Genomic DNA, 22,903 nt, shown 5'->3' on the forward strand with positions numbered 1-22,903 from the left:
CGGCGCGGACGGCACCCTAGCCCGACTCGCCTCCCCTTCGGAAAGCCCTGACCGCATGTTCCCCGACGATATTCAGGACCTCGCCCGGCAGGTGGTCGCCCAGGCGTCTGCGCGCGGGTTGATGGTCTCGACCGCCGAGAGCTGCACCGGCGGACTGGTCGCCGGGGCGCTGACGGACGTCGCCGGATCTTCGGCCGTCGTCGAGCGCGGCTTCGTCACCTACAGCAATGCGGCGAAGGCCGGCATGCTGGGCGTTCCGGCGGCTATGATCGAGACGAACGGCGCGGTTTCCGAGCCGGTGGCGCGAGCCATGGCCGAGGGCGCGGTCGCGAACTCCGACGCCACCATCTCGGTCGCCGTCACCGGCATTGCCGGTCCGGGCGGCGGATCGGACCAGAAGCCGGTGGGTCTGGTTCACTTCGCCGCATGCGGGCCGTCCGGCCTGATCCATGTCGAGAAACGCTTCGGCGACATCGGTCGCAGCGAGGTGCGGCTGGAAAGCGTCCGGACGGCGCTGCGCCTGCTGCTGGACTGGATCGAGGCATGATCGTCGACGCCCGCGGCCATCGCTGCCCGACGCCCAGCCTGAAACTGCAGAAGGCGGTTCACGGCTCCGTGCCGGGTACCCGGATCACCCTGCTGGCGACCGACCCCATGGCCCGGATCGATGTGCCGTTCCTGATGGCGGATCTGGGCGGCAAGGTGATCGGCGTTGAGGAGGCCGACGGCGTCCTGACTATCGAGGTCGAGACGCCCGGCGCTCCGACAGGCTGACCACGGTCTCATCTTCCTCGACCGACTGCGGACCGGTCGGGGTCTGCCCCTTCGCCGCGATCTCCATCTCGGTCGTGAAGGCGCCGCCGTAGAAGATGGCGTTGACGTTCCACGACAGCCAGATCAGCAGCACCACGATCGAGCCGACCGAGCCGTAGGTCGCGCCCAGCGGGGCGATCTGCTCGACATAGATGGCGCACAGCCACGAAGAGATGGTCGACATCACGGTAGCCACCACTCCGCCCGCGATCGCCGGAACCCAGGCGACCGGCGTCCTGTGGGACATGGCGTAGCGGTAGAGCATTGTCAGGCCGATCGCGAGGCCCAGCGCGGGCCACAGGCCGTCCAGCTGAATGCCGCTGGCTGCAGGCGCGGCGCCCGGGCCGGTGTGCTCCAGCAGGCGCGAGGTGACCACGGCGCCTGAGACGACCGTGAACAGCAGGAAGGCCGCCACGGCGACGAAGAAGGCCAGCAGATTGAATTTGAAGAAGCCGTGCGGCTCCTTCTCGTCGTGGATCAGGTTGAGGCCGGCCAGCAGGGCCTTGAAGCCGCGGTGCGCGGCGTAGCCGCCGATGACGAGGGCGAAGAAGCTCTGGGCCGACACGGTGCGGGCCGAGGCGTTGGCCAAGCGGGTGATCTCCTGAAGGAAGATGGCGCGCGCGGCATGGGGCATGACGTCGGCGAGGGCCGCCGCCTGCTCGCTGACCTGGCCGATGGAGAGGACCGCCTTGTAGAAGCCGATCAGGATGGCGATGGCCGGAAAGACCGCCAACAGGGCGAAGAAGGAGACGCCGCCCGTGTAGAGCATGACGTCACGGCCCCAGCTGCGCGCGAAGGCCCTCGCCGCCAGCTTGCCCCACGCCAGCGGGGTCGCCCACCGCGTCGCCGCAGCCATGGTGTTGGTGTCGTTCAAGCCCGAGCCCCGAAATCCCGAACCGCCACCCATACCCCAAATTGGGACAGGAGAAACCGTCCTTGGTAACGCAGGGGAAATCCCGGCGGATGCCGTTGCCTCAGTGGTATCTGCATCGCTATTGTCCGCGCCCGATGGACTGCCCTGGGGGTTGGGGCGGACTGGAGACGTAGTCCTTGCATTCCGATCCGCGAATTCTGGTCGTCGCGCCCGATGACGGCCTGATCGGCCCGCTGTGTCAGGGGCTGGACGCCTTGGGCTGGCGCACCGTCACCGCCCGCTCGCTGGCGGGAGCCGTGCAGGTCCTGATCGACTGGCCGCTGGAAGCGATCGTGCTGGACGCCAGTCTGCCGGACGCCGCTGAGGGCGTGCGCGCCATGCGCCAGACCGTGTCGCCGCGCCGTCTGCCCGTGCTGGCCATCGGCGAGGCCGCGACCGGCTGGGAGGACGGGCTAGCCGACATCGCCATGTCCGCGCCGCCGCACGCCGCTCAGGCCGCTCTGCGTCTGGAAGGATTGGTCCGTTCGGCCATCGCCGAGGAAGAAGTCAGCCTGCGCGAGGCGACCTTCGCCGCCCGCGGAGAGCCTCTGACGCCCGGAGAGCCGGACGAGACGCCGCTGCGGGTGCTGGCCGCCGGCAAGCCGGACCGGCATTTCATCGCCCTGTCCAACGCCCTGACCGAGCGCGGTTGCGAGGTCGTGGCTGCGCCGACCCCCTATACGGCGTTCGACTATCTGCATGAGCGGCCGTTCGACGCCGCGGTGCTGTGGGGCGCCGAGGATCATGCCCCGGCCCTGTCGATCGCCTCGGGCATGAAGCGGAACACCCGCCTGTATCACATCCCCGTTGTCCTCTATCTGCGCGGCTCCGGCGAGATCAATCTGGCCGAACTGTACAACCGCGGCTTCGCCGATGTGGCCGCAGCCGATACGCCGGAAGAAGAGACTGCGATCCGGATCGTGGCCCTGGCCAAAGCGCACCGGCGGCATCTGGTGATCCGCAAGGCGCTGGAAAGCGTGCGGGGTTCGGGCCTGACCGATCCCGCCACCGGCCTGTTCACGCCCGAGCTGTTCGCCAGCCATCTGGCCCGGATCGCCGAGGGCGCGCGGCTGCGTCGTCGTCCGCTGTCGGTGGCTGTGCTGAAGGTGTCCGAGAACGACGCCATCCGCGAGGCGCGCGCCGGCGGCTGGCTGGATCGCGCCCTGCCCCAGATCGGGGCCATGGTTTCGCGCCTGATCCGCACCGAGGACACGGCCGCGCGGCTGGCCCCGGACGTCTTCGCCCTCGCCCTGCCCTCCACGCGTGGCCCGGAAGCCCGCATCGCCGCCGACCGGATCGCCGCCGTGATCGGCTGCACCGCCTTCGACGCCGGCCCGGACAAGACGCCCTTCGTGGTCGAGTTCGAGGTGGGCGTCGCCGAGGTCATGCCCGGCGAATCGCCCGCCGTGGTGCTGGAGCGGGCGTCGGCCGACATTCGCGGCGGCTGACGCCCTCAGTTTGCCCCGGCCACCCGCGCCAGATCGGCTGTGATGCGCTCGGCGACCTTCAGGCGGTCCTCCGGCGTATCCCAGTCGCCCTTCACGACGATCTTCTGATCCGGCCGGATCTTCCAGAAGGCGTGGTTCTTCTGGATCAGGCCGACCAGCCCCATCGGGTTCGGGAAGGTATTGTTGCGCAGGGTCAGCACCGCGCCCTTGGGCCCGACGTCGATGCGTTCGATGTGCGCCGTCTTGCAGTTGGCCTTGATCCCCACGATGCGCAGAAGCTGCTTCGCCTCGTCCGGCAGAGGGCCGAACCGGTCGATCAGTTCGGCCGCCAAGGCTTCGCGCTGCTCCGTGCCGTCTGCGTCGGACAGGCGGCGGTACAGGCTTAGACGGACGTTGAGGTCTGGGACGTAATCCTCTGGAATCAATACGGCTGCGCCGACGTTGATGGCCGGAGACCAGCCACGGTCGACCACGCCGGCGCCCTCGCCCGACTGGCGCAGTTCGGCGACGGCGTCCTCCAGCATCTGCTGATAAAGCTCGACGCCGACCTCGCGGATGTGACCCGACTGCTCGTCGCCCAGCAGGTTGCCGCCGCCGCGCTGGTCGAGGTCGTGACTGGCCAACTGGAAGCCGGCGCCGAGGTTGTCCAGCGACTGCAGCACCTGCAGCCGGCGCTCGGACGACAGGGACAGCGGCTTGTGGGCGTCCGTGGTCAGATAGGCGAAGGCCCGCGCCTTGGCCCGGCCGATGCGGCCCCGGATCTGGTGCAGCTGGGCCAAGCCGAACATCTCGGACCTGTGCACGATCAATGTGTTGGCCGTCGGAACGTCAAGTCCGGACTCAACAATCGTCGTCGACAGCAACAGGTCGTAGCTGCCGTCGTAGAAGGCGCTCATCACGTCTTCGAGCTGGGTCGGCGACATCTGGCCGTGGCCGACCACGAACTTGATCTCCGGCACCTGCTCGCGAAGAAATTTCTCGATGTCCGGCAGGTCGTTCAGGCGCGGCACGACGTAATAGGCCTGACCGCCACGATACTTCTCGCGCAGCAATGCCTCGCGGATCATGACCGGATCCCAAGGCGCGACGTAGGTCCGGACGGCCAGACGATCGACCGGCGGGGTGGCGATGATCGACATCTCGCGGATGCCCGACAGCGCCATCTGCAGCGTCCGTGGGATCGGGGTGGCGGTCAGGGTCAGCAGGTGCACGTCGGCGCGAAGCGACTTGAGCTTCTCCTTGTGCTTGACCCCGAAATGCTGCTCCTCGTCGACGATCACCAGGCCCAGGTCCTTGAACCCGACCTGCTCGCTCAGCACCGCATGGGTGCCGACGACGATCTCGAACGAGCCATCCTTGAGCCCTGCCCGCGTCTCGGCCGCATCCTTGGCCGTGACCATCCGCGACAGGTGGCGCACCTTCACCGGCCAGCCGGCGAAGCGTTCGGAGAAGGTCTTGAAATGCTGGCGCGCCAGAAGGGTCGTCGGGCAGACGACGGCCACCTGCTGACCGCTCATGGCGACAACGAAAGCGGCGCGCAGGGCGACCTCGGTCTTGCCGAAGCCGACGTCGCCGCAGACCAGACGGTCCATCGGCGTGCCCTTGCCCAGATCCTCCAGCACGTCGCCGATGGCGTTCAGTTGGTCGTCCGTCTCCTCATAAGGGAAGCGGGCGCAGAACTCGTCGAACAGGCCTTGTGGCGGGGTGATGGCGTCCGAGGTGCGCAGCGCGCGCTTGGCGGCAAGGGCGATCAAGCCCTCGGCCATATCGCGCAGACGCTGTTTGGCCTTGGCCTTGCGCGCCTGCCAGCCCGCGCCGCCGAGACGGTCCAGCTGGGCGCCGTCGGAGTCCGAGCCATAGCGCGTCAGCAGGTCGATGTTCTCGACCGGCAGGTAGAGCTTGCTCTCCCCGGCGTACATCAGCTCCAGACAGTCGTGCGGCGCGTCCTGGATCTCAAGCGTCTTAAGGCCGTCGTAGCGGCCGATGCCGTGATCGAGGTGGACGACCAGATCGCCGGCCGTAAGGGCTGAGGCCTCGGCGAGGAAGTTGGAAGCCCGGCGCTTCTTGCGCGGCCGGGCCAGACGGTCGCCGAGGATGTCCGTCTCGGAGATGACCGCCAGCGTATCGGTCTCGAAGCCATGCTCGACCGGCAGGACGCCGCGCAGATAGACGCCGGCCGGCGCCGCCTGGACATCGGCCCAGTTCCGCACCGCGATGACATGCTCCAGCCCGTGGTCGGACAGCATGGACGCCAGACGGTCGGACGAACCCTCGCTCCAGGAGGCGAACAGCACGCGCCGGCCCTTGGCTTTCAGCGCCTCGGCGTGGCGCGCCACGGCCTCGAACAGGTTGACGCTGTCCTGCGACCGTTCGGCCGAGAACGACTTGCCCAGACGGCCGCCGGCGTCCTCGCCGGAGGTCTGGAACGGCGTCAGGCGACGCACCCAGCGCCCGGCGAGCGCCGTGTGCCAGTCCGCCTCGGTCAGATAGAGCCGCGATGGCGGCAGGGCGCGATTGGCCGCCCCGCCTTTGCCCTGCGAGGCATCGCGCCGGGCCTCGTACGCGTCCGAGGTCAGGTTCCAGCGCTCGGCGCGGGCGGCCTCGACCTGGTTGTCGAGGAACAGGCGCGCCTTGTCCGGCAGGTAATCGAACAGGGTCTCCAGCCGCTCGTAGAACAGCGGCAGCCAGTGCTCCATGCCCTGACGCCGCGCGCCCTCGCTGACTGTCGCATAGAGCGGGTCGTCGCCCGGCGCGCCGAACAGGTTCAGATAGCCGGTGCGGAAGCGCGAGATGGCCTCGGGCGACAGCAGGGCCTCGGATACCGGGGCGAGCGAAATGCTGCGCAATTGGCCCGTTGAGCGCTGGGTCGCCGGGTCGAAGGTGCGGATCGATTCCAGCTCCGAGCCGAACATGTCCAGACGCACCGGCTCGTCGAAGCCCGGTGGGAAGACATCGATCACCCCGCCCCGCACGGCGAACTCGCCGCGCTCCGACACCGTCGAAGCGCGCATGTATCCGTTGGCCGCGAAGTAGCGCTCCAGCGCTACCGTATCGAGATCGAGGCCGACCGTGGTCTCGAACCCCGCGCCGCAGGTCACCTCGCGTGGCGGGGTGCGTTGCAGGGCCGCGCCGACGGTCGTGACGAACAGAACCGGCTTCGTGTCCGAGGCGTCGCGACAGGCAAGACGGGTCAGGGCCGCCATCCGCTCCGCCGAGATGGCCGAAGTCGGGCTCAGCCGGTCGTAGGGCAGACAGTCCCACGCCGGAAATTCGATGACCTCGACGCCGTCGGCGAAGAAACGGAAGGCCTGAACGAACTCGCCCATGCGGGCATAGTCTCGGGCGACGAAGACGCCGACGCCGCCGTCGGCCTTCAGCCGCTCGGCTACCATAAGGGCGTCCAGCCCCTCGGGCGCGCCGCCCAGTTCCTGATCCCCGCGGCGGGGCGCAGCAGCATCCATCAACCTGCTCCTTCGGCGACGGCGGCGGATACGTGCTCGGCCATGAAGGCGCGGATCTTCGTCATCACCGAACCGTCGTAGCGCTCGGGCGTCGGGACGGTCTGGATGATCCAGGCGTAGAGGGCGTGGTCGTCGTCCTCCATCAGCATGGCCTCGAACACGTCCAGCTCGGCATCGTCCAGCGTCGGTCCGACCTGCTCGGAGAACGGCCCCAGCACCAGATCGGCCTCGCGGAAGCCCCGGCGCCAGGCGCGGAAGGCGATCCGGCCCAGTCGGGCCTCTCTGTTCACGTCAGGACACGCGTTCGTATCGGTCACAAGAATCCTTGCCCGTTGAAGAGTTTGGTTGAACTGCACCGCAGTTCTGAATGTGACGGTGCAGATAGCGTTCCAGAGCGGCCTTCGCCAGCTATGCTGCGCGCAATGCGGCCCCAGATTCTCTTTCCGCTGTTCGCCGAGGTCTCCAGCCTGAAGGGCGTGGGGCCCAAGGTGCTGCCTCTGGTGCAGAAGGTGGCGGGGCCGCTGGTCCGCGACCTGCTGTTTCTGCCGCCGTCCGGTGTCGTGGTCCGTCGGCCGATGACCGCCGCCAATGCGACCGAGGGTTCGGTCGGCCTGTTCGAGGTGATGATCGACCGGCTGTTCGTTCCCGGAAAGCCGGGCGCGCCGATCAAGGTGCGGGCCAGCGACGAGACCGGCTTCGTCCATCTGATCTGGTTCGGCGGCTCGGCCCAGCACATCGAGCGCCTGCTGCCCAAGGGCCAGACGCGGATCGTCTCGGGCAAGGTCGAGCGGTTCAACAATGAGGTCCAGATCGTCCATCCGGATATCTTCAAGCCCGACGAGGCCGACGACATCGCCATGACCGAGCCGGTCTATCCGGCGACGCAGGGGCTGACCTCGCGCCAGATCCGCAAATTCGTCCAGGGCGCGATGGAGCATGCGGTCGATCTGCCGGAGTGGCAGGACCCGGCCTGGCTGGAGCGGCAGCGGTTCCCGGCGTGGCATGCGGCGCTGGAGCGTCTGCACGCTCCTCAAGGCGAACCGGACCTCGCGCCGGAGGCCGTAGCGCGTCAGCGACTGGCCTATGACGAACTGTTCGCGCACCAGTTGGCGCTGGCCCGGCGTCGGCGCGCGCGTCAGATCACGCCGGCGCCGGTCATCCGGCCGGGTGAGGCGTCCGAGCGCCTGCTCGCTGCCCTGCCCTTCACCCTGACCGGAGCCCAGGCGCAGGCCGTCGAGGACATCCGTCGCGATCTGGCGTCGGGCGAGCAGATGGGTCGTCTGCTGCAGGGCGACGTCGGCTCGGGCAAGACGGCGGTGGCGGCCTTGGCGCTGGCCGATGCGGCGGCTTCGGGCTTCCAGTCGGCCCTGATGGCGCCCACCGAGATTCTGGCCCGCCAGCACTATCAGCGGCTAGCGCCCATGCTGGAGGGCGCGGGCGTGACCGCGGTCCTGCTGACCGGCCGGGACACCCAGGCGGAGCGGCGGCCGAAGCTGGCGGCGCTGGCGTCGGGCGAGGCCCAGGTGGCGATCGGCACCCATGCCCTGTTCCAGGACGCCGTGCGTTTCGACCGACTGGCGCTTGCCGTCATCGACGAGCAGCACAGGTTCGGGGTCAACGAACGGCAGAGGTTGCAGGCCAAGGGCGATCCGAGGACGGGCGGCGTGCACCTGCTGACCATGTCGGCGACGCCGATCCCGCGTACGCTGGAGCTGACGCAGTACGGCGAGCTGGACGTGTCGCGCCTGACCGAGAAGCCGCCGGGTCGGACGCCGGTGACCACGGCCGTCCTGCCACAGGCCCGGATCGGCGAGGTGGCGAAGCGGCTGAAGGCAGCGCTGGACACCGGGGCCCAAGCCTACTGGATCTGCCCGCTGGTGGCCGAGAGCGAGGCCAGCGATCTGGCGGCGGCCGAGGCGCGGGCTGCGGACCTGCGCCGCATCCTGCAGGTCGAGGTCGGGCTGGCGCACGGCCAGATGCCGGGCGCGGAGCGGGAAGCGGTGATGGCGGACTTCGCCGACGGCCGGACGCCTCTGCTGGTCGCCACGACCGTGGTCGAGGTCGGGGTGGATGTGCCCAACGCCTCGATCATGGTAATCGAGCATGCCGACCGGTTCGGCCTGGCCCAGCTTCATCAGCTCAGGGGGCGGGTCGGGCGCGGAGCCAAGGCCTCGACCTGTCTGCTGCTGTACGGCGGCGGGGACGACGGGCTGGGTGAGACGGCGAAGCTCAGGCTGGAGACGCTGCGGCGAACCGAGGATGGTTTCGAGATCGCGGAAGAGGATTTCCGACTGCGGGGCGGCGGCGATCCTTTAGGCCTGAAGCAGAGCGGCTTCCCGGCCTATCGGTTCGCCGACCCGATCCGGCACCGGAGCCTGCTGCTGGCCGCGGCCGACGATGCCCGTCTGGTGCTGGGACGGGACCCGGACCTGACCTCGCCGCGGGGCGAGGCGATCCGGGTTCTGGAGGCCTTGTTCGACTGGAAGGCGGACCGGGGCGGCGCGGACTAGCCGGCGTGCGCGGCGCGCCAGGCGGCCGCGCGCGTCTGAACGTCCGCCTCAAGGTCGCCGTAGAATAGATTGTAAGGACGTGACTTTCTTCGGTCCGCCCAGCTACCGGTCTCGCGATAGGCTTCGAGGTCCGGCTCGGTATGGCGCAGCAGGCCCTCCCGGCATTCGGTGGCGATCTCGCGGGTGCGCAGCGCAGGCCGAGCACCCCATTCAAGGCCCGTGGCGTTGGTCGCGCCACGGCTGACGCGGGCGGCGACAGGCGTCTCGTCCGACGAACCGCTGACCGGGTTCACACAGATCGGCGTACGGCCCTGAAGCTCGACGAGATGGCCCCGGTCGTCCCAGCTCAGCGCCCGGCGCAGACGTCGATTGGCCGCGCCCTCGTTGTGATCGCCGACCGGCGAATAGACGATGGCGCAGGCCAGTTGGTCTCGACGCGAGCAGGCCGGGATGTTGGTCGCCAGACGCCCCTCGGGGACGATGACGTCCATCAGATAGACGGCGACCAGACGATCGCGCAGCGCCGGATCGCGGGCGACGCGCTCGCGCGTCAGCCGCTCGAGCAGGTCGCCGCCCTGCTCCACCCCGGCAAGTACGATGGGGCCGGTCGGATGGCGGGCGATCCAGGCGTCGAAGGCGGAAACAATGTCGCGGTAGGCAAAGGCGCGCGCCTCGCGGGCGTCCTCGCGCAATGTCAGGCGGGTGTAGAGGCTGGCCTGACGATACAGTGGCGCGCTGACGGGGCCGGCGGCGGCGAAGGGTCCCGCATGGTTGGGCAGGACGACGCGACGCAACCAGTCGTCAGACTTCCGGTCACCGATGGGGCCGTTCCAGTGACGTCCGCCCTCGTAGGTCGTGGAATGGACAAAGAAGACGGCGGCGTCACCCGCGCCCTGCGCCCGCGCATCCCGCAGGGCCCACGCCGCCGGATCGCCGTAGTCGGGGGCGATGGGCGGCTTATAGGTCTGGAACGGCACCTGGGGATCGAGGCCGGCGCGCAGGATGTCACCGCGCCACACGGCCACGGCGATGGTCAGGATGGCGACCATGGTCAGGCCGATCCAGCCGACCCACTGGCGGAAGGTCAGCCGGCGCAGCTTCACCGGTACTGATCCGACTGGCTGAGGAACTGCTGGACGTAGCGACGGACGCCCTCTTCCAGCGGCGTGGACTGGCCCTCGAAGCCGGCGGCGCGGACGCGGTCCATGCTGGCCTCGGTGAAGTACTGATACTTGTCCCGGATCGACAGCGGGGTGTCGACGTACTCGATGGCGGGCGCCTTGCCGGCGGCGGCGAAGGTGGCGTTGGCCAGGTCGAGGAAGGACCGCGCCTGCCCCGAGCCGGCGTTGAACACGCCCGAGACCGCCGGCGTCGCCAGCAGCCATTCGATGATGTCGACCACGTCTTCGACGAAGACGAAATCGCGCATCTGGCCGCCATCCGGATAGTTCGGATTGTGCGAACGGAACAGGGTGACGGGTTCGCCGGCCTGAACCTTGGGCCAGATCTGGGCCACGACCGACTTCATGCCGCCCTTGTGGTACTCGTTCGGCCCATAGACGTTGAAGAATTTCAGGCCCGCCCACTGGGACGGCTGATGCCCCTCCTCAGCCTGACGGACTGCGTACTGGTCGAACAGATATTTCGAGTAACCGTAGGCGTTTAGAGGACGAAGCGCCGACAAGGAATCAAGATCGTCGTTATCTGCGAAGCCGCCCTCGCCATCACCGTAGGTGGCGGCCGAAGAGGCGTAGATCAGTCGGGCGTCGCGCACGGCGCACCAGTCCCACAGGTCGCGCGACAGGCTGAAGTTGGTGCGCATGATCAGGTCCGCGTCGGCCTCGGTCGTCGAGGAAATGGCGCCCATGTGGACGACGGCCTCGATGGCTTCGGCGTGGTCCTCGAGCTTGTCGAACAGCTCCTCGGGCAGCCAGAAATCGGCGATGCGGTGCTTGGCCAGGTTCTTCCACTTGCCGAGCGCGGCGTCTTCCATGCGGTCGCAGACGACGACGTCGTGCCGCCCGCCGGCGCAGAGTCGGGCGACGATGTTCGAGCCGATGAAGCCCGCGCCGCCGGTCACAACGATCATCCGACGGGCCATCAGCTGTCCTTCATCTTCGAGATCGTACGGGTGGTGGAGAAGCCGTCCTCGAACGTCGCCAGTTTGACCTCGCCGCCCCAGCTCTCGACCAGATCGCCGCCGACGACGCCCTCCCGCGTGTAGTCCGCGCCCTTGATCAGGACGTCGGGCCGCAGGCGTTCGATCAGGGCGATGGGCGTGGGGTCATCGAAGCTGGTGACGCGGTCGACGGACTGTAGGCCGCCGATGACGACGGCGCGGCTGTCCAGGTCGTTGATGGGCCGGCCCTCGCCTTTCAGGCGGCGGACGGAGGCGTCGGTGTTGAGAGCGACCACCAGCCGGTCGCACCAGCTGCGGGCCTGGGCCAGATAGGCGACGTGGCCGCGGTGCAGGATGTCGAAGCAGCCGTTGGTGAAGCCGACCTTCAGGCCCTGACGCTTCCAACCCTCGACGACGTGGGCCAGCTCTTCGAGCGGCATGACCTTGGCATGGGCGCCCGAGGCGTGCTGGCTCATCTCGGCGTCGATCAGCTCGGCCGGCGAGACCACGGCGGTGCCGGCCTTTCCGACCACGACCCCCGAGGCGAGGATGGCGAACTCGACGGCGGTCTCCAGCGACGCGCCGGCGCCCAAGGCCAGGCCGAGCGCGGCCAGACCGGTGTCTCCGGCGCCGGAGACATCGAAGACCTCGCGGGCGCGGCCGGGGAAATGCTTCGCCTCGCCGCCACGGCGCATCAGACTCATGCCCTTGCCGGCGCGGGTGACCACGATGGCCTTCGCGGTCGTGGCGTCCAGCAGGGCTTTCAGCGCGATCTCGACCTCGCCGTCGGTGTCGACCGGCAGGCCGGTGGCCCCGGCCAGTTCGCTGGCGTTGGGTTTGATCAGATCGACGGCCCCGTAGCGGGCGAAGTCGCGGCCCTTGGGGTCGACGATCACGGGCGCGCCAGACTGCGCGGCGGCGGCAAGCGCCTGGGCGATCAGTGCGTCGCTGACCACGCCCTTGGCGTAGTCCGACAGCAAGTAGACGGAAGCGCCCGTAAACGCGTCGCTTTCGGTGGCCGGCAGCGGGGCGTCTTCCTCGTCGAGGCGGAGCAGTTGCTGGCCGGCGGCGACGAAGCGGGTCTTGACGATGGTGGCGGCGCCGGGCCGGCGCTCGACGGCGTCCTCGACACTGTCCTCGGCGGCGATAAGGACCGAGAGCTCGTCGCCGGCGGAGTCGGCGCCAGCGACAGCGCCCAGCCGGGCGACGCCGCCCAGGGCCGCGATGTTGCGCGCCACATTGCCCACGCCGCCGGGCATGGCCGTGGTGCGGCGGGTCTTCAGGACGGGGATGGGCGCCTCGGGCGAGATGCGGCTGACCTCGCCGTAGACGTAGCGGTCCAGCATCAGGTCGCCGACGCAGGCCACCCTCAGCCCGCGCACGCGCTCCAGAAGGGCCTGCAAGCCGCCAAGGTCGAGGGTCCGATCAGCCATGTGCCTGAGCTAAAGCGCGCCCGCCTTTCACACAACCGCCCTGTGATGCAACTGATGCAATCGATGCAATCGATGCATCGGAGGCAAGATCAGGCGGCCTTCGCCATGCGGGACTTGGACAGGTCGTCGTAGGCCAGCAGTTCGGCGGCGAGATCCTCGAACTGGTTCAGCGGGACCATGTTCGGGCCGTCCGACGGAGCGTTGTCGGGGTCCTGATGGGTCTCCATGAAGACGGCGTCCACGCCGACGGCCACGGCGGCGCGGGCCAGGACCGGCACGAACTCGCGCTGGCCGCCCGAGGAGGTCCCCTGCCCGCCCGGCTGCTGGACGCTGTGGGTCGCATCGAAGACGACCGGGCAGCCGATCTCGCGGAGCACCGGCAGGGCGCGCATGTCACTGACCAGCGTGTTGTAGCCGAAGCTGGCGCCACGCTCGCAGGCCATGACGTTGGGGTTTCCGGCGCCGGTGACCTTGGCGATGACGTTCTTCATGTCCCAGGGCGCTAGGAACTGGCCCTTCTTGATGTTGATCGCCTTGCCCGTGGCGGCGGCGGCCAGCAGCAGGTCAGTCTGGCGGCTGAGGAAGGCCGGGATCTGCAGCACGTCGACGACTTCGCCGGCGATCCGGCAGTGCTCCTCGGTGTGGACGTCAGTCAGGACCGGCAGGCCGAGGGTCTCGCGGATCTCGGCGAAGATGGGCAGCGAGCCTTCGAGGCCGAAGCCGCGGGCGGCGTTGGCCGAGGTGCGGTTCGCCTTGTCGAAGCTGGTCTTGTAGATGATGCCGACGTTCAGGCGCTCGCCGATCTCCTTCAGCGCACTGGCCATCTCGAGGGCGTGCTGACGGCTTTCCAGCTGGCACGGACCGGCGATGAAGACGATGCGCTGGCCGCCGCCGATGCTGACGGGGCGGGTCAGACCGTCCTTGATGTCGATGATGGCGTTCGGCTGAGACACGGCGAAATCCTGAAATGCGCTTGGCGACGCGCGGCCATTACCGCACTTATGCGGCGATCAGGTGGCGTCGGACGTTGAGGTTCGCAAGCTATCACGGAGCCCGACCGAATGACCACCAGACCGGCGCCTGTCATCCTGTGGTTCCGCCGCGACCTGCGGCTGGCCGACAATCCGGCCCTGAACCACGCCGCCGAGACGGGACGGCCGATCCTGCCGGTCTATATCCACGACATGGGACCGGGCGTGCGCCGCCCCGGCGCGGCGTCCCTGTGGTGGCTGGACAAGTCCCTGCGCGCGCTGGACGACAGCCTGAAGGCGCGTGGATCGCGACTGATCCTGCGTTCGGGCGATTCGGAGGGCGAACTGCGCCGTCTGATCGACGAGACCGGCGCGGACGCGGTCTTCATGAACCGGCTGTTCGACCCCGACGCTTTCGCCCGCGACGCCGACATCGCCCATGCTCTCAAGGAGGACGGGGTCGAGGTGAAGGGCTGGAACGGCTCGCTGCTATGCCGTCCGGGCGGGGTGATGACCGGCTCCGGCGGACCCTACAAGGTGTTCACCCCCTTCATGAAGGCGCTGCTGGCCAAGGCCGAGGCGCCGCCGCACACGCTGGGGCCGCGCGAGATCGATACGCCGACGAGCGTGAAGAGCGAGGCGGTCGACGACTGGAGCCTGCACCCGGACAAACCCGACTGGTCCGGCGGCTTCGACTGGACCCCGGGCGAGGCCGGGGCGAGCGAGGCGCTGTCTGACTTCCTGTCGAAAGGGCTGAAGACCTATTCCGTCGGCCGGGACCGGCCGGGCGAACCGGGATCGAGCCGCCTGTCCCCTCACCTGCATTGGGGCGAATTGCATCCTTGGCGGGTGGTCGAGCAGGTCCGCAAGGCGGCCTCCGATGGGCGCGTGCCGGCCGCGGAAGCGGACAAGTTCGTCGCCGAACTGGGATGGCGCGACTTCTCGACCCAGCTACTGCATCACTTCCCGCGGATGACCGACACGGCCTTCCGGCCCGAGTATGACGCGATGCCGTGGCTGACGGACATCAAGGGCTTCAACGCCTGGAAGAAGGGGCTGACCGGCTATCCGATCGTCGACGCCGGCATGCGCCAGCTGTGGACCACGGGCTGGATGCACAATCGGGTGCGGATGATCGTCGCCTCATTCCTCGTGAAGGACCTGCTGATCGACTGGCGCAAGGGCGAGGCGTGGTTCTGGGACACCCTCGTGGACGCCGACCTCGGCAACAATGTGCAGAATTGGCAATGGATTGCGGGATCCAGTGCCGACGCTTCGCCGTACTTCAGGGTGTTCAATCCGACCACCCAAGGGGCGAAGTTCGATGCAAAGGGTCAATACGTCCGCCGCTGGGTCCCGGAGATCGCCGCCCTGCCCGACAAGTGGATCCATGCGCCGTGGACAGCCCCGGCCGAAGTCTTGCGCGACGCCGGTATCGGTCTCGGCAGGGACTATCCAAAGCCCATCGTCGATCACGGCGAGGCCCGCGACCGGGCGCTGGACGCGCTCAAGGTGGTCACCCGCTCGCGTCAGCCCGACGACGATTCCGACCGGGATTGACGCTTACAGCTCCGCCACCCAGATTTCGCGATCATGACCTCCATTCCCGCAGAGCGTCATTCCATCGGGTCGCGCACCCCGCGCGCGGCGGCGCTGCTGCTCCGCCTGCTGGGCTCGAACTGGACCTACGGCAAGCTGACCGTGCTGCTGCCCGGCGGCGCGATGCACTGTCTGGAGGGTGCGGAGACCGGGCCGGCGGCGGTTCTGGACATCCGCGATTACCGCTTCGCTGCCCGGGTTCTGGCCAATGGCGATATCGGGTTCGCCGAGGGCTATATGGCCGGCGAGTGGGAGACGCCGCAGCTGGCGACCCTGCTGGAGGTTCTGGCGCAGAACTACGATCACATCCGCCGGCTGTTCGACGGCAATCCGGTCATGGGCGTGGTCAACTGGATCTCGCACCGGCTGAACCGCAACAGCCGCAAGGGCTCAAGAAAGAACATCCACGCCCACTACGATCTGGGCAACGCCTTCTACGCGACCTGGCTCGACCCCTCGATGACCTATTCGTCGGCGCGCTTCACCGCCGCCAGCCAGTCGCTTGAGGCCGCCCAGCGCGAGAAATACGCCTCGCTGGCGCGGATCACGGACCTGAAGCCGGATCACAGCGTGCTGGAGATCGGCTGCGGCTGGGGCGGGTTCGCCGAGTTCGCGGCGAAGGAAGTCGGGGCCAGGGTCACCGGCATCACCATCTCGCAGGAGCAGTACGACTTCGCCCGCCAGCGGATATTCAATGCCGGCCTGACGGAACGGGTAAGCATCGAACTGGTCGACTATCGCGACGTCGAGGGCAGGTTCGACCGGGTGGCGTCGATCGAGATGTTCGAGGCTGTCGGACAGGAATACTGGCCTGCCTACTTCGGCAAGATCCACGACGTGCTGGAGCCCGACGGTCGCGCGGGGCTGCAGATCATCACAATCGAGGACGCCCTGTTCGAGGAGTACAATCGCCGGACGGACTTCATCCAGAAGTACGTCTTCCCGGGCGGGATGCTGCCTTCGGAGCCCAGGCTGGAGCCCGTCGTCGCGGCGGCTGGGCTGGGCAAGGTCGGCGTGGAGCGCTTCGGCCTCGATTATGCCGAGACCCTGAAGCTGTGGGACGAGCGGTTCCAGACGGCATGGCCGCGTATCGAGGCCAACACGACCTTCGACGAGCGGTTCCGTCGGCTCTGGCGCTTCTATCTGGCCTATTGCGAGGCCGGCTTCCGGTCGCGTCGCATCGACGTGATCCAGCTGGGTCTGGCGAAGGCCTGAACGCGGGGGCATAGGTCGGCGATGACCTCTCCCCTGATCTCCACCGAGGAACTGGCGGCGCGGATCGGCGATCCCGCGCTGCGGATACTGGACGCCAGTTGGCATCTGGACGGACGCGACGCGCGGGCGGACTTCCTCGCGGCCCACGTCCCGGGCGCGGTCTTCGTCGATCTGGACGCCATTTCGGATCAGGACAGCGACCTGCCGCACATGCTGCCGAGCCCGGCGTCCTTCTCGGCCTCGATGGGCTTGCTGGGCGTGTCCGACGAAAGTCCGGTTGTGGTCTACGATACCGCAGGCCTGTTCTCGGCGGCGAGGCTCTGGTGGATGCTGAGGGTCATGGGGTGCGGCGACGTGCGGGTGCTGGACGGCGGCCTGCCGGCTTGGATCGCCGAGGGGCGACCGACCGAAGAGGGCCACGCCCACTCCTCCGGCTTCGCCCTGTTCCAGCCGCGCTTCGCCCCATCGGCGGTGGCCGGTCTGGACCATGTGCACGGCGCGCTGGATATCGGCGGACAGGTGGTGGATGCCCGTGGCGGCGCCCGTTTCCGCGGCGAGGCGCCCGAACCGCGTCCGGGTGTCAGGCCGGGTCACATGCCCGGCGCGATCAACCTGCCCTATGCCGCCCTGCTGAACCCCGACGGCCGGATGAAGCGGGGCGCAGCGCTGGAGGCGGCTTTCGCGAACGCCGGCGTGGACATCGAAAAGCCGGTGATCACCACCTGCGGATCGGGCGTAACGGCGGCCATTCTGTCACTGGGCCTGTCCGAGCTCGGACGCCCTTCGGCGCTGTATGACGGCAGCTGGGCGGAGTGGGGCGTGCGACCCGATGTCCCCGTCGAGGTCGGTCCCGTCGGGAACCGTACATAGCCTCGCTTCGTTCTGGTCCTGTCTTTCTCCCCAGGAGCATAACGATGAAAACGATGTTGAAACTGACCCCCGTGATCGCCGCTGTCGGCCTGCTGGCCGCCTGTGGCTCGACGATGGAACAACGCGCCGCCACCGGCGCCATCGGCGGCGCTGTCGCCGGCCAGGTTATCGGCGGCGACACCGGCGCGACCGTCGCCGGCGCTGCGATCGGTGCTGCCGCAGGTGCGGCCACCACGCCGCGTCGTCCGCGCTAAGCGACGGTACAGCCAAAAACGAAAGCGGCCCCGGCGAGCAATCGCCGGGGCCGTTCTCTTGTTCATCGTCCGGATCACCAGATCCGGGCGCGGGCTTCCGGAGCCAGATACTGCTCGTCGCCCGGCTGGACGCCGAAGGCGGCGTACCAGGCGTCGATGTTCCGCGGCGGCACGGCGGCGCGGTACTGGGCCGGGGCGTGCGGATCGACGGTCACCTGCTGGCGCAGGGCCTCGTCGCGAATATTCTCCCGCCAGACCTGGGCCCAGCCGAGGAAGACGCGCTGCTCGCCGGTCAGGCCGTTGATCACCGGGGCCGGCTGGCCATTGAGCGACATGCGGTAGGCGTCCAGCGCCATCAGCAGACCGCCCAGATCGGCGATGTTCTCGCCCATCGTCAGGTCGCCGTTGACGTTCACGCCCTCGAACGGGCTCAGCGCCGAGTATTGCGCGCCCAGAACGCGGGCCCGCTCCTCGAAGCGGGCGGCATCCTCAGCCGTCCACCAGTCGCGCAGCACGCCGTCGCCATCGACCTTGCGGCCCTGATCGTCGAAGCCGTGGGTGATCTCGTGGCCGATGACCGCGCCGATGCCGCCGTAGTTCACGGCCGGATCGGCGTGCGGATCGAAGAACGGCGCCTGCAGGATGGCCGCCGGGAAGACGATCTCGTTGCGCGGAGGGTTGTAGTAGGCATTCACCGTCTGCGGGGTCATACCCCACTCCAGCGGATCGACCGGCCTGGACAGCTTCTCGAGATTGTACGCCCACTCGAAGGCGGCCGAGCGCTCGACGTTGCCGTACAGGTCACCGGCGTCCAGACGCAGGCCGTCATAGCTGCGCCATTGCTCGGGATAGCCGATCTTCACCCCGAAGCGGCTCATCTTGTAGAGCGCCTGCCGGCGGGTTTCCGGTCCCATCCAGTCCAGTTGCTCGATGCGGGCCGTCATGGCGCGACGCAGGTTGGCGACCAAGGCCTCCATCTGGGTCTTGGACTCGGCCGGGAAGTGGCGGGCGACGTACTCGCGGCCCAGCACCTCGCCGAGGGAACTGTCGACCAGTTGGACGCCCCGCTTCCAGCGCGGCCGGTTCTCCGGCTGGCCGTTCAGGGTCTTGCCGTGGAAGTCGAAGTGGGCGGTCACGAAGGCCGACGACAGATAGGGCGCGGCCTGATCGATGACGTGGAAGGCCTGCCACGACTGCAACGTCGCGACCGGCGTCTCGCCATAGACCTGCGCCATGCCCGGGAAGGCGGTGTTGTTGGCGGCGATCAGGGTCGGGACCGAGGCCACGCCCGCGCCCGTCGCCCACGCCTGCCAGTCGAAGCCCGGCGCAGCGGCGGCCAGCTCGGCCAGGGTGGCCGGATTGTACATCTTGTCGATCTGGCGGTTCTCGACCTGGGTCCAGTGATGGCGGGCCAGAGCCGTTTCGAACGCCAGCACGTCGGCGGCGGCCTGTTCGGCGTTGGCCCAGCCGGCCAGCGTCAGCACCTGGGCGACATAGGCCTGATAGGCGGCGCGCTGCGGGGCGAAGCTGTCTTCCAGATAGTAGTCGCGGTCCGGCAGGCCGAGCCCGCCCTGCACCACATAGGCTCCATTGCGGTTCGGGTCCTTAAGGTCCTCGAACACCTGCACGCCGAAGATCGAGGCGCCGAACTCGCCCTGGCTGCGGCCCATCAGGGTGGCCATCTTCTCGCGGGTGTCGGCGGCGCGGACGGCGGCCAGATCGGCGGCGAGCGGCGTCGCGCCGAGGCGCTCAACCGCGGCCTCGTCCATGAAGCTGCCGTAGAAGGCACCGATGCGGCCGGCGTCGGCGCTGGCGGTCGGATTGGCGGCGCTCTCGTCGATCAGGGCGCGCAGGTTCTCCTGCGAGCGGTCGTACAGGGCGTCGAACACGCCGTAGGAGGTTTTGTCCGCCGGGATGGCGTTGCTGGTCAGATAGTGGCCGCTGGCGAAGCGATTGAAGTCATGGCCGGGGCGGACCGAGGTATCCATGCCCGACATGTCGAAGCCGAAGCCGCCGATCTCGGCCTCGCCAGCGGCGGGCGCGGGCGGCGTGGTCTGGGCGTGGGCGAGATTGGCGGCGAGAAACAGCGCGGCGCCGGCGGCGCAGGCCATGAAGCGAAGTCTGAGCATGAACTGCTCCCGTTGGAGAAAACGGGCGGACCCTGCTCCCTCCGTGACAGGATGTCGCGCCCGAATTCGGCGCATTACAAAAAGCTAATGAAGCTTCCGGCAGAAGTCGGCGAGCGCCTGCGGATAGAGGTTGTGCTCGGCGGTCAGGACGCGCTGGGCGAGGCTCTCCGGCGTGTCTCCGGCGACGATCGGCACGGCGGCCTGCGCCAGCGCAGGGCCCTCATCGACACCCTCGGTGACCAGATGGACTGTGCAGCCGGCCTCGGCGTCGCGCGCTTCGATGGCGCGGGCGTGGGTGTCAAGGCCCGGATATTTCGGCAGCAGGCTGGGGTGGATGTTCAGCATGCGCCCGGCCCATTGGCCGACCAGCCAGGGCGTCAGCAGGCGCATGTAGCCAGCCAGGGCGACGACCTCGACGCCGCTGGCCCGCAGCGCCTCGTCCACCGCGCGCTCATGGGCCTCGCGGTCCTTGCCGAAGGGACGATGATCGATGGCGACAGTGGCCACGCCCGCGGCGGAGGCAATGGCCAGTCCGCCCGCCTCATCTTTATTGGACAGCACCAGCACGACTTCGAACGGCGCATCCGGCGCGCGACCGGCCTCGATCAGGGCGGCCATGTTCGAGCCGGTCCCGGAGATCAGGACGGCGACACGGACGCGCGGACCACTCATGACGGTCAGGCGGCTTCCAGCTGACCGCAAACGAAGGCGACCTCGCCGGCGTTCAGCAGGGCGGCCAGCACCGGCTCGGCGTTCTCGGCCGCGACGATCAGGATGAAACCGACGCCGCAGTTGAAGGTGCGGCGCAGTTCGTGATCCGAAATGCCGCCGACCTCGCCCATCCACTGGAACACGGCCGGCATCGGCCAGGCGTCCCAGTCGAACTTCGCCTGCAGGCCCTCGGCGATGCAGCGCGGCGGATTCTCGATCAGGCCGCCGCCGGTGATGTGGGCCGCGCCCTTGACCAGTCCGCCCTTCATCAGAGGCAGCACCGGCTTCACATAAATCCGGGTCGGCTCCATCAGGGCCTGGGCCAGCGAGCGGTCCTTGGTGAAGGGCGCATCGTCGCCCCAGCCGAGGCCGGACTTCTCGACCACCTTGCGGATCAGCGAATAGCCGTTCGAGTGCGGACCCGATGAGGCCAGACCGATGATGATGTCGCCGGCCTGCTGGCGATCCAGATACGGCAGGGCGTGGCCGCGCTCGACCGCGCCCAGCGAGAAGCCGGCCAGATCGTAGTCGCCGCCCGAATACATACCCGGCATCTCGGCCGTCTCGCCGCCCACAAGGGCGCAGCCGGCCTGACGGCAGCCCTCGGCAATGCCGGCGACGACGCGCTTGGCCGCATCCACGTCCAGCTTGCCGGTGGCGTAGTAGTCGAGGAACAGCAGGGGCTCGGCGCCCTGGGCCAGCAGGTCGTTCACGCACATGGCGACCAGATCGACGCCGACGCCGTCATGACGTCCGGTCTCGATCGCGATTCTCAGCTTGGTGCCCACGCCGTCGGTCGTGGTGACGATCAGCGGGTCCTCGAACCCGGCCGCCTTCAGGTCGAACAGGGCGCCGAAGCCGCCCAGCGAGGGCTCCGAACCGGCGCGGGCCGTGGATTTGGCCAACGGCTTGATCGCATCGACCAGCATCTCTCCGGCGTCGATATCGACCCCTGCGTCGGCGTAGGTCAGGCCGTTGCCAAGCTTGTCGGAGGTGTCGCTCATCGGTCACGGGCCTGAATCAGAGGGCGGAATTGTGTCGCGGCACTTGCCACAACGGGCGCGCGCGGGGCTATAGCATCCGAATGACGCCGATCACCACCACCGAGGCGCTGCAGGAGTTCTGCGCGCGTCTGGCCAACCAGCCCTTCATCACCGTCGACACCGAGTTCATGCGGGAAACGACGTACTGGCCGAAGCTCTGCCTGATTCAGGCGGCCTCGCCGACCGACGCCGCGATCATCGATCCGCTGGCCGATGGGCTGGATATGACCCCCTTCCTCGACCTTCTTCGGGACGAATCGATTCTCAAGGTCTTCCACGCCGCCCGTCAGGACGTGGAGATTTTCGTGAAGCTGGGCGCCATGCCCAGGCCGATGTTCGACACCCAGGTCGCCGCCATGGCCGCCGGTTTTGGCGATCAGGTCTCCTACGAGGCCCTGGTCCGCCAGATGCTTCGTCAGGAAGTCGACAAGGGCAGCCGCTTCACCGACTGGGCCCGCCGCCCGCTGTCGGACGCCCAGCTGGTCTACGCGCTGGGCGACGTTACCCACCTCGCGGCCCTGTACCCCAAGCTGCGGGATCGCCTGCAACGCGACGGTCGTCTGGACTGGGTCATGGCCGAGATGGACGACCTGACCGATCCGGCGCTGTACGACACCGATCCGGAAAAGGCGTGGAAGCGCCTGAAGCCGAAGAAATACTCCGCGAAATACCTGTCCGCCTTCGTCGCCACCGCCGTGTGGCGCGAGCGCGCGGCGCAGGAACGTGACCAGCCGCGCGGCCGCATCCTGAAGGACGAGGCCATCGATGAGATCGCGGCCCAAGGCCCGACCGATCCGGACGCCTTCAATCGCCTGCGGTCGGTGCCCAAAGGCTTCGGCGCCTCGCGTCTGGGTCTGGAACTGATCGCCGAGCTGAAGCGCGTGCTGGCCGATCCGGAAGCCCATGCGCCCAAGCTGGAGCGTCCCGCCCACAACCAGCCGGCTCCGCCGTCCGTGGTCGAGCTGCTAAAGGTCCTGCTGAAGGCCAAAAGCGACAACGCCGGCGTGGCCACCAAACTGATCGCCAATGTCGCCGACCTCGAGAAGATCGCGCTGGACGACAACGCCGACGTCGAGGCCCTGAAGGGCTGGCGGCGCCAGCTGTTCGGCGACGACGCGCTGAAGCTGAAACGCGGCGAAATCGCCTTGGTCCTCAACGGACCGCGGGTAGAGGTGGTGGAGATCGAATAGGTCTCCACGCTCCAGCCGTCATTCTCCCCCTATAACCGTCATCCTCGGGCTTGACCCGAGGATCGGAGGTCGAGGGGGACTGTGCCTCTGAGGATGGCCCGCCGGTCAGCGGAACATCGGCTGTCACCGAGCGAGGGGATGGTCCGATCCTCGGGTCAAGCCCGAGGATGACGGGTTTCAAATGGGGAGGCGCTGAGCCGCCGCTCCCGCAAGGAAAAAGGGGA

General features: G+C 68.4%; 19 protein-coding genes. 9 read left to right on the forward strand and 10 right to left on the reverse strand.

Going from position 1 to position 22,903, the window contains the following annotated elements:
* The first annotated feature begins 55 nt into the window (after positions 1-55).
* Both ABDZ95_RS10500 and ABDZ95_RS10505 read left to right on the forward strand, forming a co-directional pair.
* Positions 56-547, forward strand: coding sequence for a CinA family protein (locus ABDZ95_RS10500; RefSeq protein WP_343793446.1), 492 nt, complete (start codon positions 56-58; stop codon positions 545-547).
* The gene (locus ABDZ95_RS10505) at positions 544-774 is read left to right on the forward strand and encodes a sulfurtransferase TusA family protein (protein WP_343793448.1); all 231 of its coding nucleotides are present in this window, start codon (positions 544-546) and stop codon (positions 772-774) included. The genes ABDZ95_RS10500 and ABDZ95_RS10505 overlap by 4 nt, the downstream gene beginning before the upstream one ends.
* On the opposite strand, the gene ABDZ95_RS10510 is transcribed toward ABDZ95_RS10505, so the two are convergent.
* The gene (locus ABDZ95_RS10510) at positions 737-1,687 is read right to left on the reverse strand and encodes a YihY/virulence factor BrkB family protein (protein ID WP_343793450.1); all 951 of its coding nucleotides are present in this window, start codon (positions 1,685-1,687) and stop codon (positions 737-739) included. The two genes, ABDZ95_RS10505 and ABDZ95_RS10510, sit on opposite strands and share 38 nt — an antisense overlap.
* Positions 1,688-1,863: 176 nt before the next feature.
* On the opposite strand from ABDZ95_RS10510, the gene ABDZ95_RS10515 reads away from it, so the two are divergent.
* Positions 1,864-3,174, forward strand: a complete 1,311-nt coding sequence (locus ABDZ95_RS10515; RefSeq protein WP_343793452.1) for a diguanylate cyclase domain-containing protein — start codon at positions 1,864-1,866, stop codon at positions 3,172-3,174.
* A gap of 5 nt (positions 3,175-3,179) precedes the next feature.
* Here ABDZ95_RS10515 and mfd read toward each other — a convergent pair whose 3' ends face one another.
* A complete protein-coding gene (mfd, locus tag ABDZ95_RS10520) occupies positions 3,180-6,635 on the reverse strand; it encodes a transcription-repair coupling factor (RefSeq protein ID WP_343793454.1) in 3,456 nt (1,151 codons plus the stop codon).
* Positions 6,635-6,925, reverse strand: coding sequence for an FAD assembly factor SdhE (locus tag ABDZ95_RS10525; RefSeq protein WP_343793456.1), 291 nt, complete (start codon positions 6,923-6,925; stop codon positions 6,635-6,637). The genes mfd and ABDZ95_RS10525 overlap by 1 nt, the downstream gene beginning before the upstream one ends.
* 132 nt (positions 6,926-7,057) lie before the next feature.
* On the opposite strand from ABDZ95_RS10525, the gene recG reads away from it, so the two are divergent.
* Positions 7,058-9,145 (forward strand): ATP-dependent DNA helicase RecG, encoded by a 2,088-nt coding sequence (gene recG / locus ABDZ95_RS10530; RefSeq protein ID WP_343793458.1) that lies wholly within the window; start codon positions 7,058-7,060, stop codon positions 9,143-9,145.
* Here the strand turns inward: recG and ABDZ95_RS10535 are convergent.
* From ABDZ95_RS10535 to kdsA, 4 genes are all read right to left on the reverse strand, one after another.
* Positions 9,142-10,248 carry a DUF3089 domain-containing protein gene (locus tag ABDZ95_RS10535; protein WP_343793460.1) on the reverse strand — a complete coding sequence of 369 codons (1,107 nt, stop codon included), beginning with the start codon at positions 10,246-10,248 and terminating at the stop codon, positions 9,142-9,144. The genes recG and ABDZ95_RS10535 overlap by 4 nt on opposite strands.
* A complete protein-coding gene (gene rfaD, locus ABDZ95_RS10540) occupies positions 10,245-11,246 on the reverse strand; it encodes an ADP-glyceromanno-heptose 6-epimerase (protein ID WP_343793462.1) in 1,002 nt (333 codons plus the stop codon). Before rfaD ends, ABDZ95_RS10535 begins: the two co-directional genes overlap by 4 nt.
* Positions 11,246-12,697 carry a D-glycero-beta-D-manno-heptose 1-phosphate adenylyltransferase gene (rfaE2, locus tag ABDZ95_RS10545; RefSeq protein ID WP_343793464.1) on the reverse strand — a complete coding sequence of 484 codons (1,452 nt, stop codon included), beginning with the start codon at positions 12,695-12,697 and terminating at the stop codon, positions 11,246-11,248. Before rfaE2 ends, rfaD begins: the two co-directional genes overlap by 1 nt.
* 89 nt (positions 12,698-12,786) lie before the next feature.
* Entirely contained in the window at positions 12,787-13,650 is an 864-nt protein-coding gene (kdsA, locus tag ABDZ95_RS10550; RefSeq protein WP_343793466.1) for a 3-deoxy-8-phosphooctulonate synthase, read from the reverse strand.
* Positions 13,651-13,758: 108 nt separating this feature from the next.
* Between kdsA and ABDZ95_RS10555 the strand changes: the two genes are divergently transcribed.
* The 4 genes from ABDZ95_RS10555 to ABDZ95_RS10570 are packed head-to-tail and all read left to right on the forward strand — an operon-like array spanning position 13,759 to position 17,606.
* Positions 13,759-15,228 carry a cryptochrome/photolyase family protein gene (locus tag ABDZ95_RS10555; protein ID WP_343793468.1) on the forward strand — a complete coding sequence of 490 codons (1,470 nt, stop codon included), beginning with the start codon at positions 13,759-13,761 and terminating at the stop codon, positions 15,226-15,228.
* A 33-nt stretch (positions 15,229-15,261) separates the two neighbouring features.
* Entirely contained in the window at positions 15,262-16,482 is a 1,221-nt protein-coding gene (locus ABDZ95_RS10560) for a class I SAM-dependent methyltransferase (protein WP_343793470.1), read from the forward strand.
* A gap of 21 nt (positions 16,483-16,503) precedes the next feature.
* Positions 16,504-17,352 (forward strand): 3-mercaptopyruvate sulfurtransferase, encoded by an 849-nt coding sequence (gene sseA, locus ABDZ95_RS10565; protein WP_343793472.1) that lies wholly within the window; start codon positions 16,504-16,506, stop codon positions 17,350-17,352.
* 44 nt (positions 17,353-17,396) lie between these two features.
* Positions 17,397-17,606 (forward strand): hypothetical protein, encoded by a 210-nt coding sequence (locus ABDZ95_RS10570; RefSeq protein WP_343793474.1) that lies wholly within the window; start codon positions 17,397-17,399, stop codon positions 17,604-17,606.
* Between the two features lie 74 nt (positions 17,607-17,680).
* Here the strand turns inward: ABDZ95_RS10570 and ABDZ95_RS10575 are convergent, their stop codons facing one another.
* The 3 genes from ABDZ95_RS10575 to purM all read right to left on the reverse strand — a co-directional run bounded on the left by ABDZ95_RS10575 (position 17,681) and on the right by purM (position 21,450).
* Positions 17,681-19,735 carry a M13 family metallopeptidase gene (locus ABDZ95_RS10575; RefSeq protein ID WP_343793476.1) on the reverse strand — a complete coding sequence of 685 codons (2,055 nt, stop codon included), beginning with the start codon at positions 19,733-19,735 and terminating at the stop codon, positions 17,681-17,683.
* An 84-nt stretch (positions 19,736-19,819) separates the two neighbouring features.
* Positions 19,820-20,407: a phosphoribosylglycinamide formyltransferase gene (purN, locus tag ABDZ95_RS10580; RefSeq protein ID WP_343793478.1), complete on the reverse strand. Its 588-nt coding sequence runs from the start codon at positions 20,405-20,407 to the stop codon at positions 19,820-19,822.
* Positions 20,408-20,412: 5 nt separating this feature from the next.
* Positions 20,413-21,450 carry a phosphoribosylformylglycinamidine cyclo-ligase gene (purM, locus tag ABDZ95_RS10585; RefSeq protein WP_343793480.1) on the reverse strand — a complete coding sequence of 346 codons (1,038 nt, stop codon included), beginning with the start codon at positions 21,448-21,450 and terminating at the stop codon, positions 20,413-20,415.
* Between the two features lie 80 nt (positions 21,451-21,530).
* Here purM and rnd point away from each other — a divergent pair, with 80 nt between their 5' ends.
* Positions 21,531-22,679: a ribonuclease D gene (gene rnd / locus ABDZ95_RS10590; protein WP_343793482.1), complete on the forward strand. Its 1,149-nt coding sequence runs from the start codon at positions 21,531-21,533 to the stop codon at positions 22,677-22,679.
* Positions 22,680-22,903 lie beyond the last annotated feature (224 nt).

Source organism: Brevundimonas kwangchunensis, assembly GCF_039523815.1.
GTDB lineage: Bacteria > Pseudomonadota > Alphaproteobacteria > Caulobacterales > Caulobacteraceae > Brevundimonas > Brevundimonas kwangchunensis.

Excerpts from the sequence above, each read along its gene's own strand:
- ABDZ95_RS10500 (WP_343793446.1), top strand. The coding sequence starts at position 56 with ATGTTCCCCGACGATATTCAGGACCTCGCCCGGCAGGTGGTCGCCCAG.
- ABDZ95_RS10505 (WP_343793448.1), top strand. The coding sequence starts at position 544 with ATGATCGTCGACGCCCGCGGCCATCGCTGCCCGACGCCCAGCCTGAAA.
- mfd (WP_343793454.1), bottom strand. The coding sequence starts at position 6,635 with ATGGATGCTGCTGCGCCCCGCCGCGGGGATCAGGAACTGGGCGGCGCG.
- recG (WP_343793458.1), top strand. The coding sequence starts at position 7,058 with ATGCGGCCCCAGATTCTCTTTCCGCTGTTCGCCGAGGTCTCCAGCCTG.
- rfaD (WP_343793462.1), bottom strand. The coding sequence starts at position 11,246 with ATGGCCCGTCGGATGATCGTTGTGACCGGCGGCGCGGGCTTCATCGGC.
- rfaE2 (WP_343793464.1), bottom strand. The coding sequence starts at position 12,697 with ATGGCTGATCGGACCCTCGACCTTGGCGGCTTGCAGGCCCTTCTGGAG.
- ABDZ95_RS10555 (WP_343793468.1), top strand. The coding sequence starts at position 13,759 with ATGACCACCAGACCGGCGCCTGTCATCCTGTGGTTCCGCCGCGACCTG.
- ABDZ95_RS10560 (WP_343793470.1), top strand. The coding sequence starts at position 15,262 with ATGACCTCCATTCCCGCAGAGCGTCATTCCATCGGGTCGCGCACCCCG.
- sseA (WP_343793472.1), top strand. The coding sequence starts at position 16,504 with ATGACCTCTCCCCTGATCTCCACCGAGGAACTGGCGGCGCGGATCGGC.
- ABDZ95_RS10570 (WP_343793474.1), top strand. The coding sequence starts at position 17,397 with ATGAAAACGATGTTGAAACTGACCCCCGTGATCGCCGCTGTCGGCCTG.
- ABDZ95_RS10575 (WP_343793476.1), bottom strand. The coding sequence starts at position 19,735 with ATGCTCAGACTTCGCTTCATGGCCTGCGCCGCCGGCGCCGCGCTGTTT.
- purN (WP_343793478.1), bottom strand. The coding sequence starts at position 20,407 with ATGAGTGGTCCGCGCGTCCGTGTCGCCGTCCTGATCTCCGGGACCGGC.
- purM (WP_343793480.1), bottom strand. The coding sequence starts at position 21,450 with ATGAGCGACACCTCCGACAAGCTTGGCAACGGCCTGACCTACGCCGAC.
- rnd (WP_343793482.1), top strand. The coding sequence starts at position 21,531 with ATGACGCCGATCACCACCACCGAGGCGCTGCAGGAGTTCTGCGCGCGT.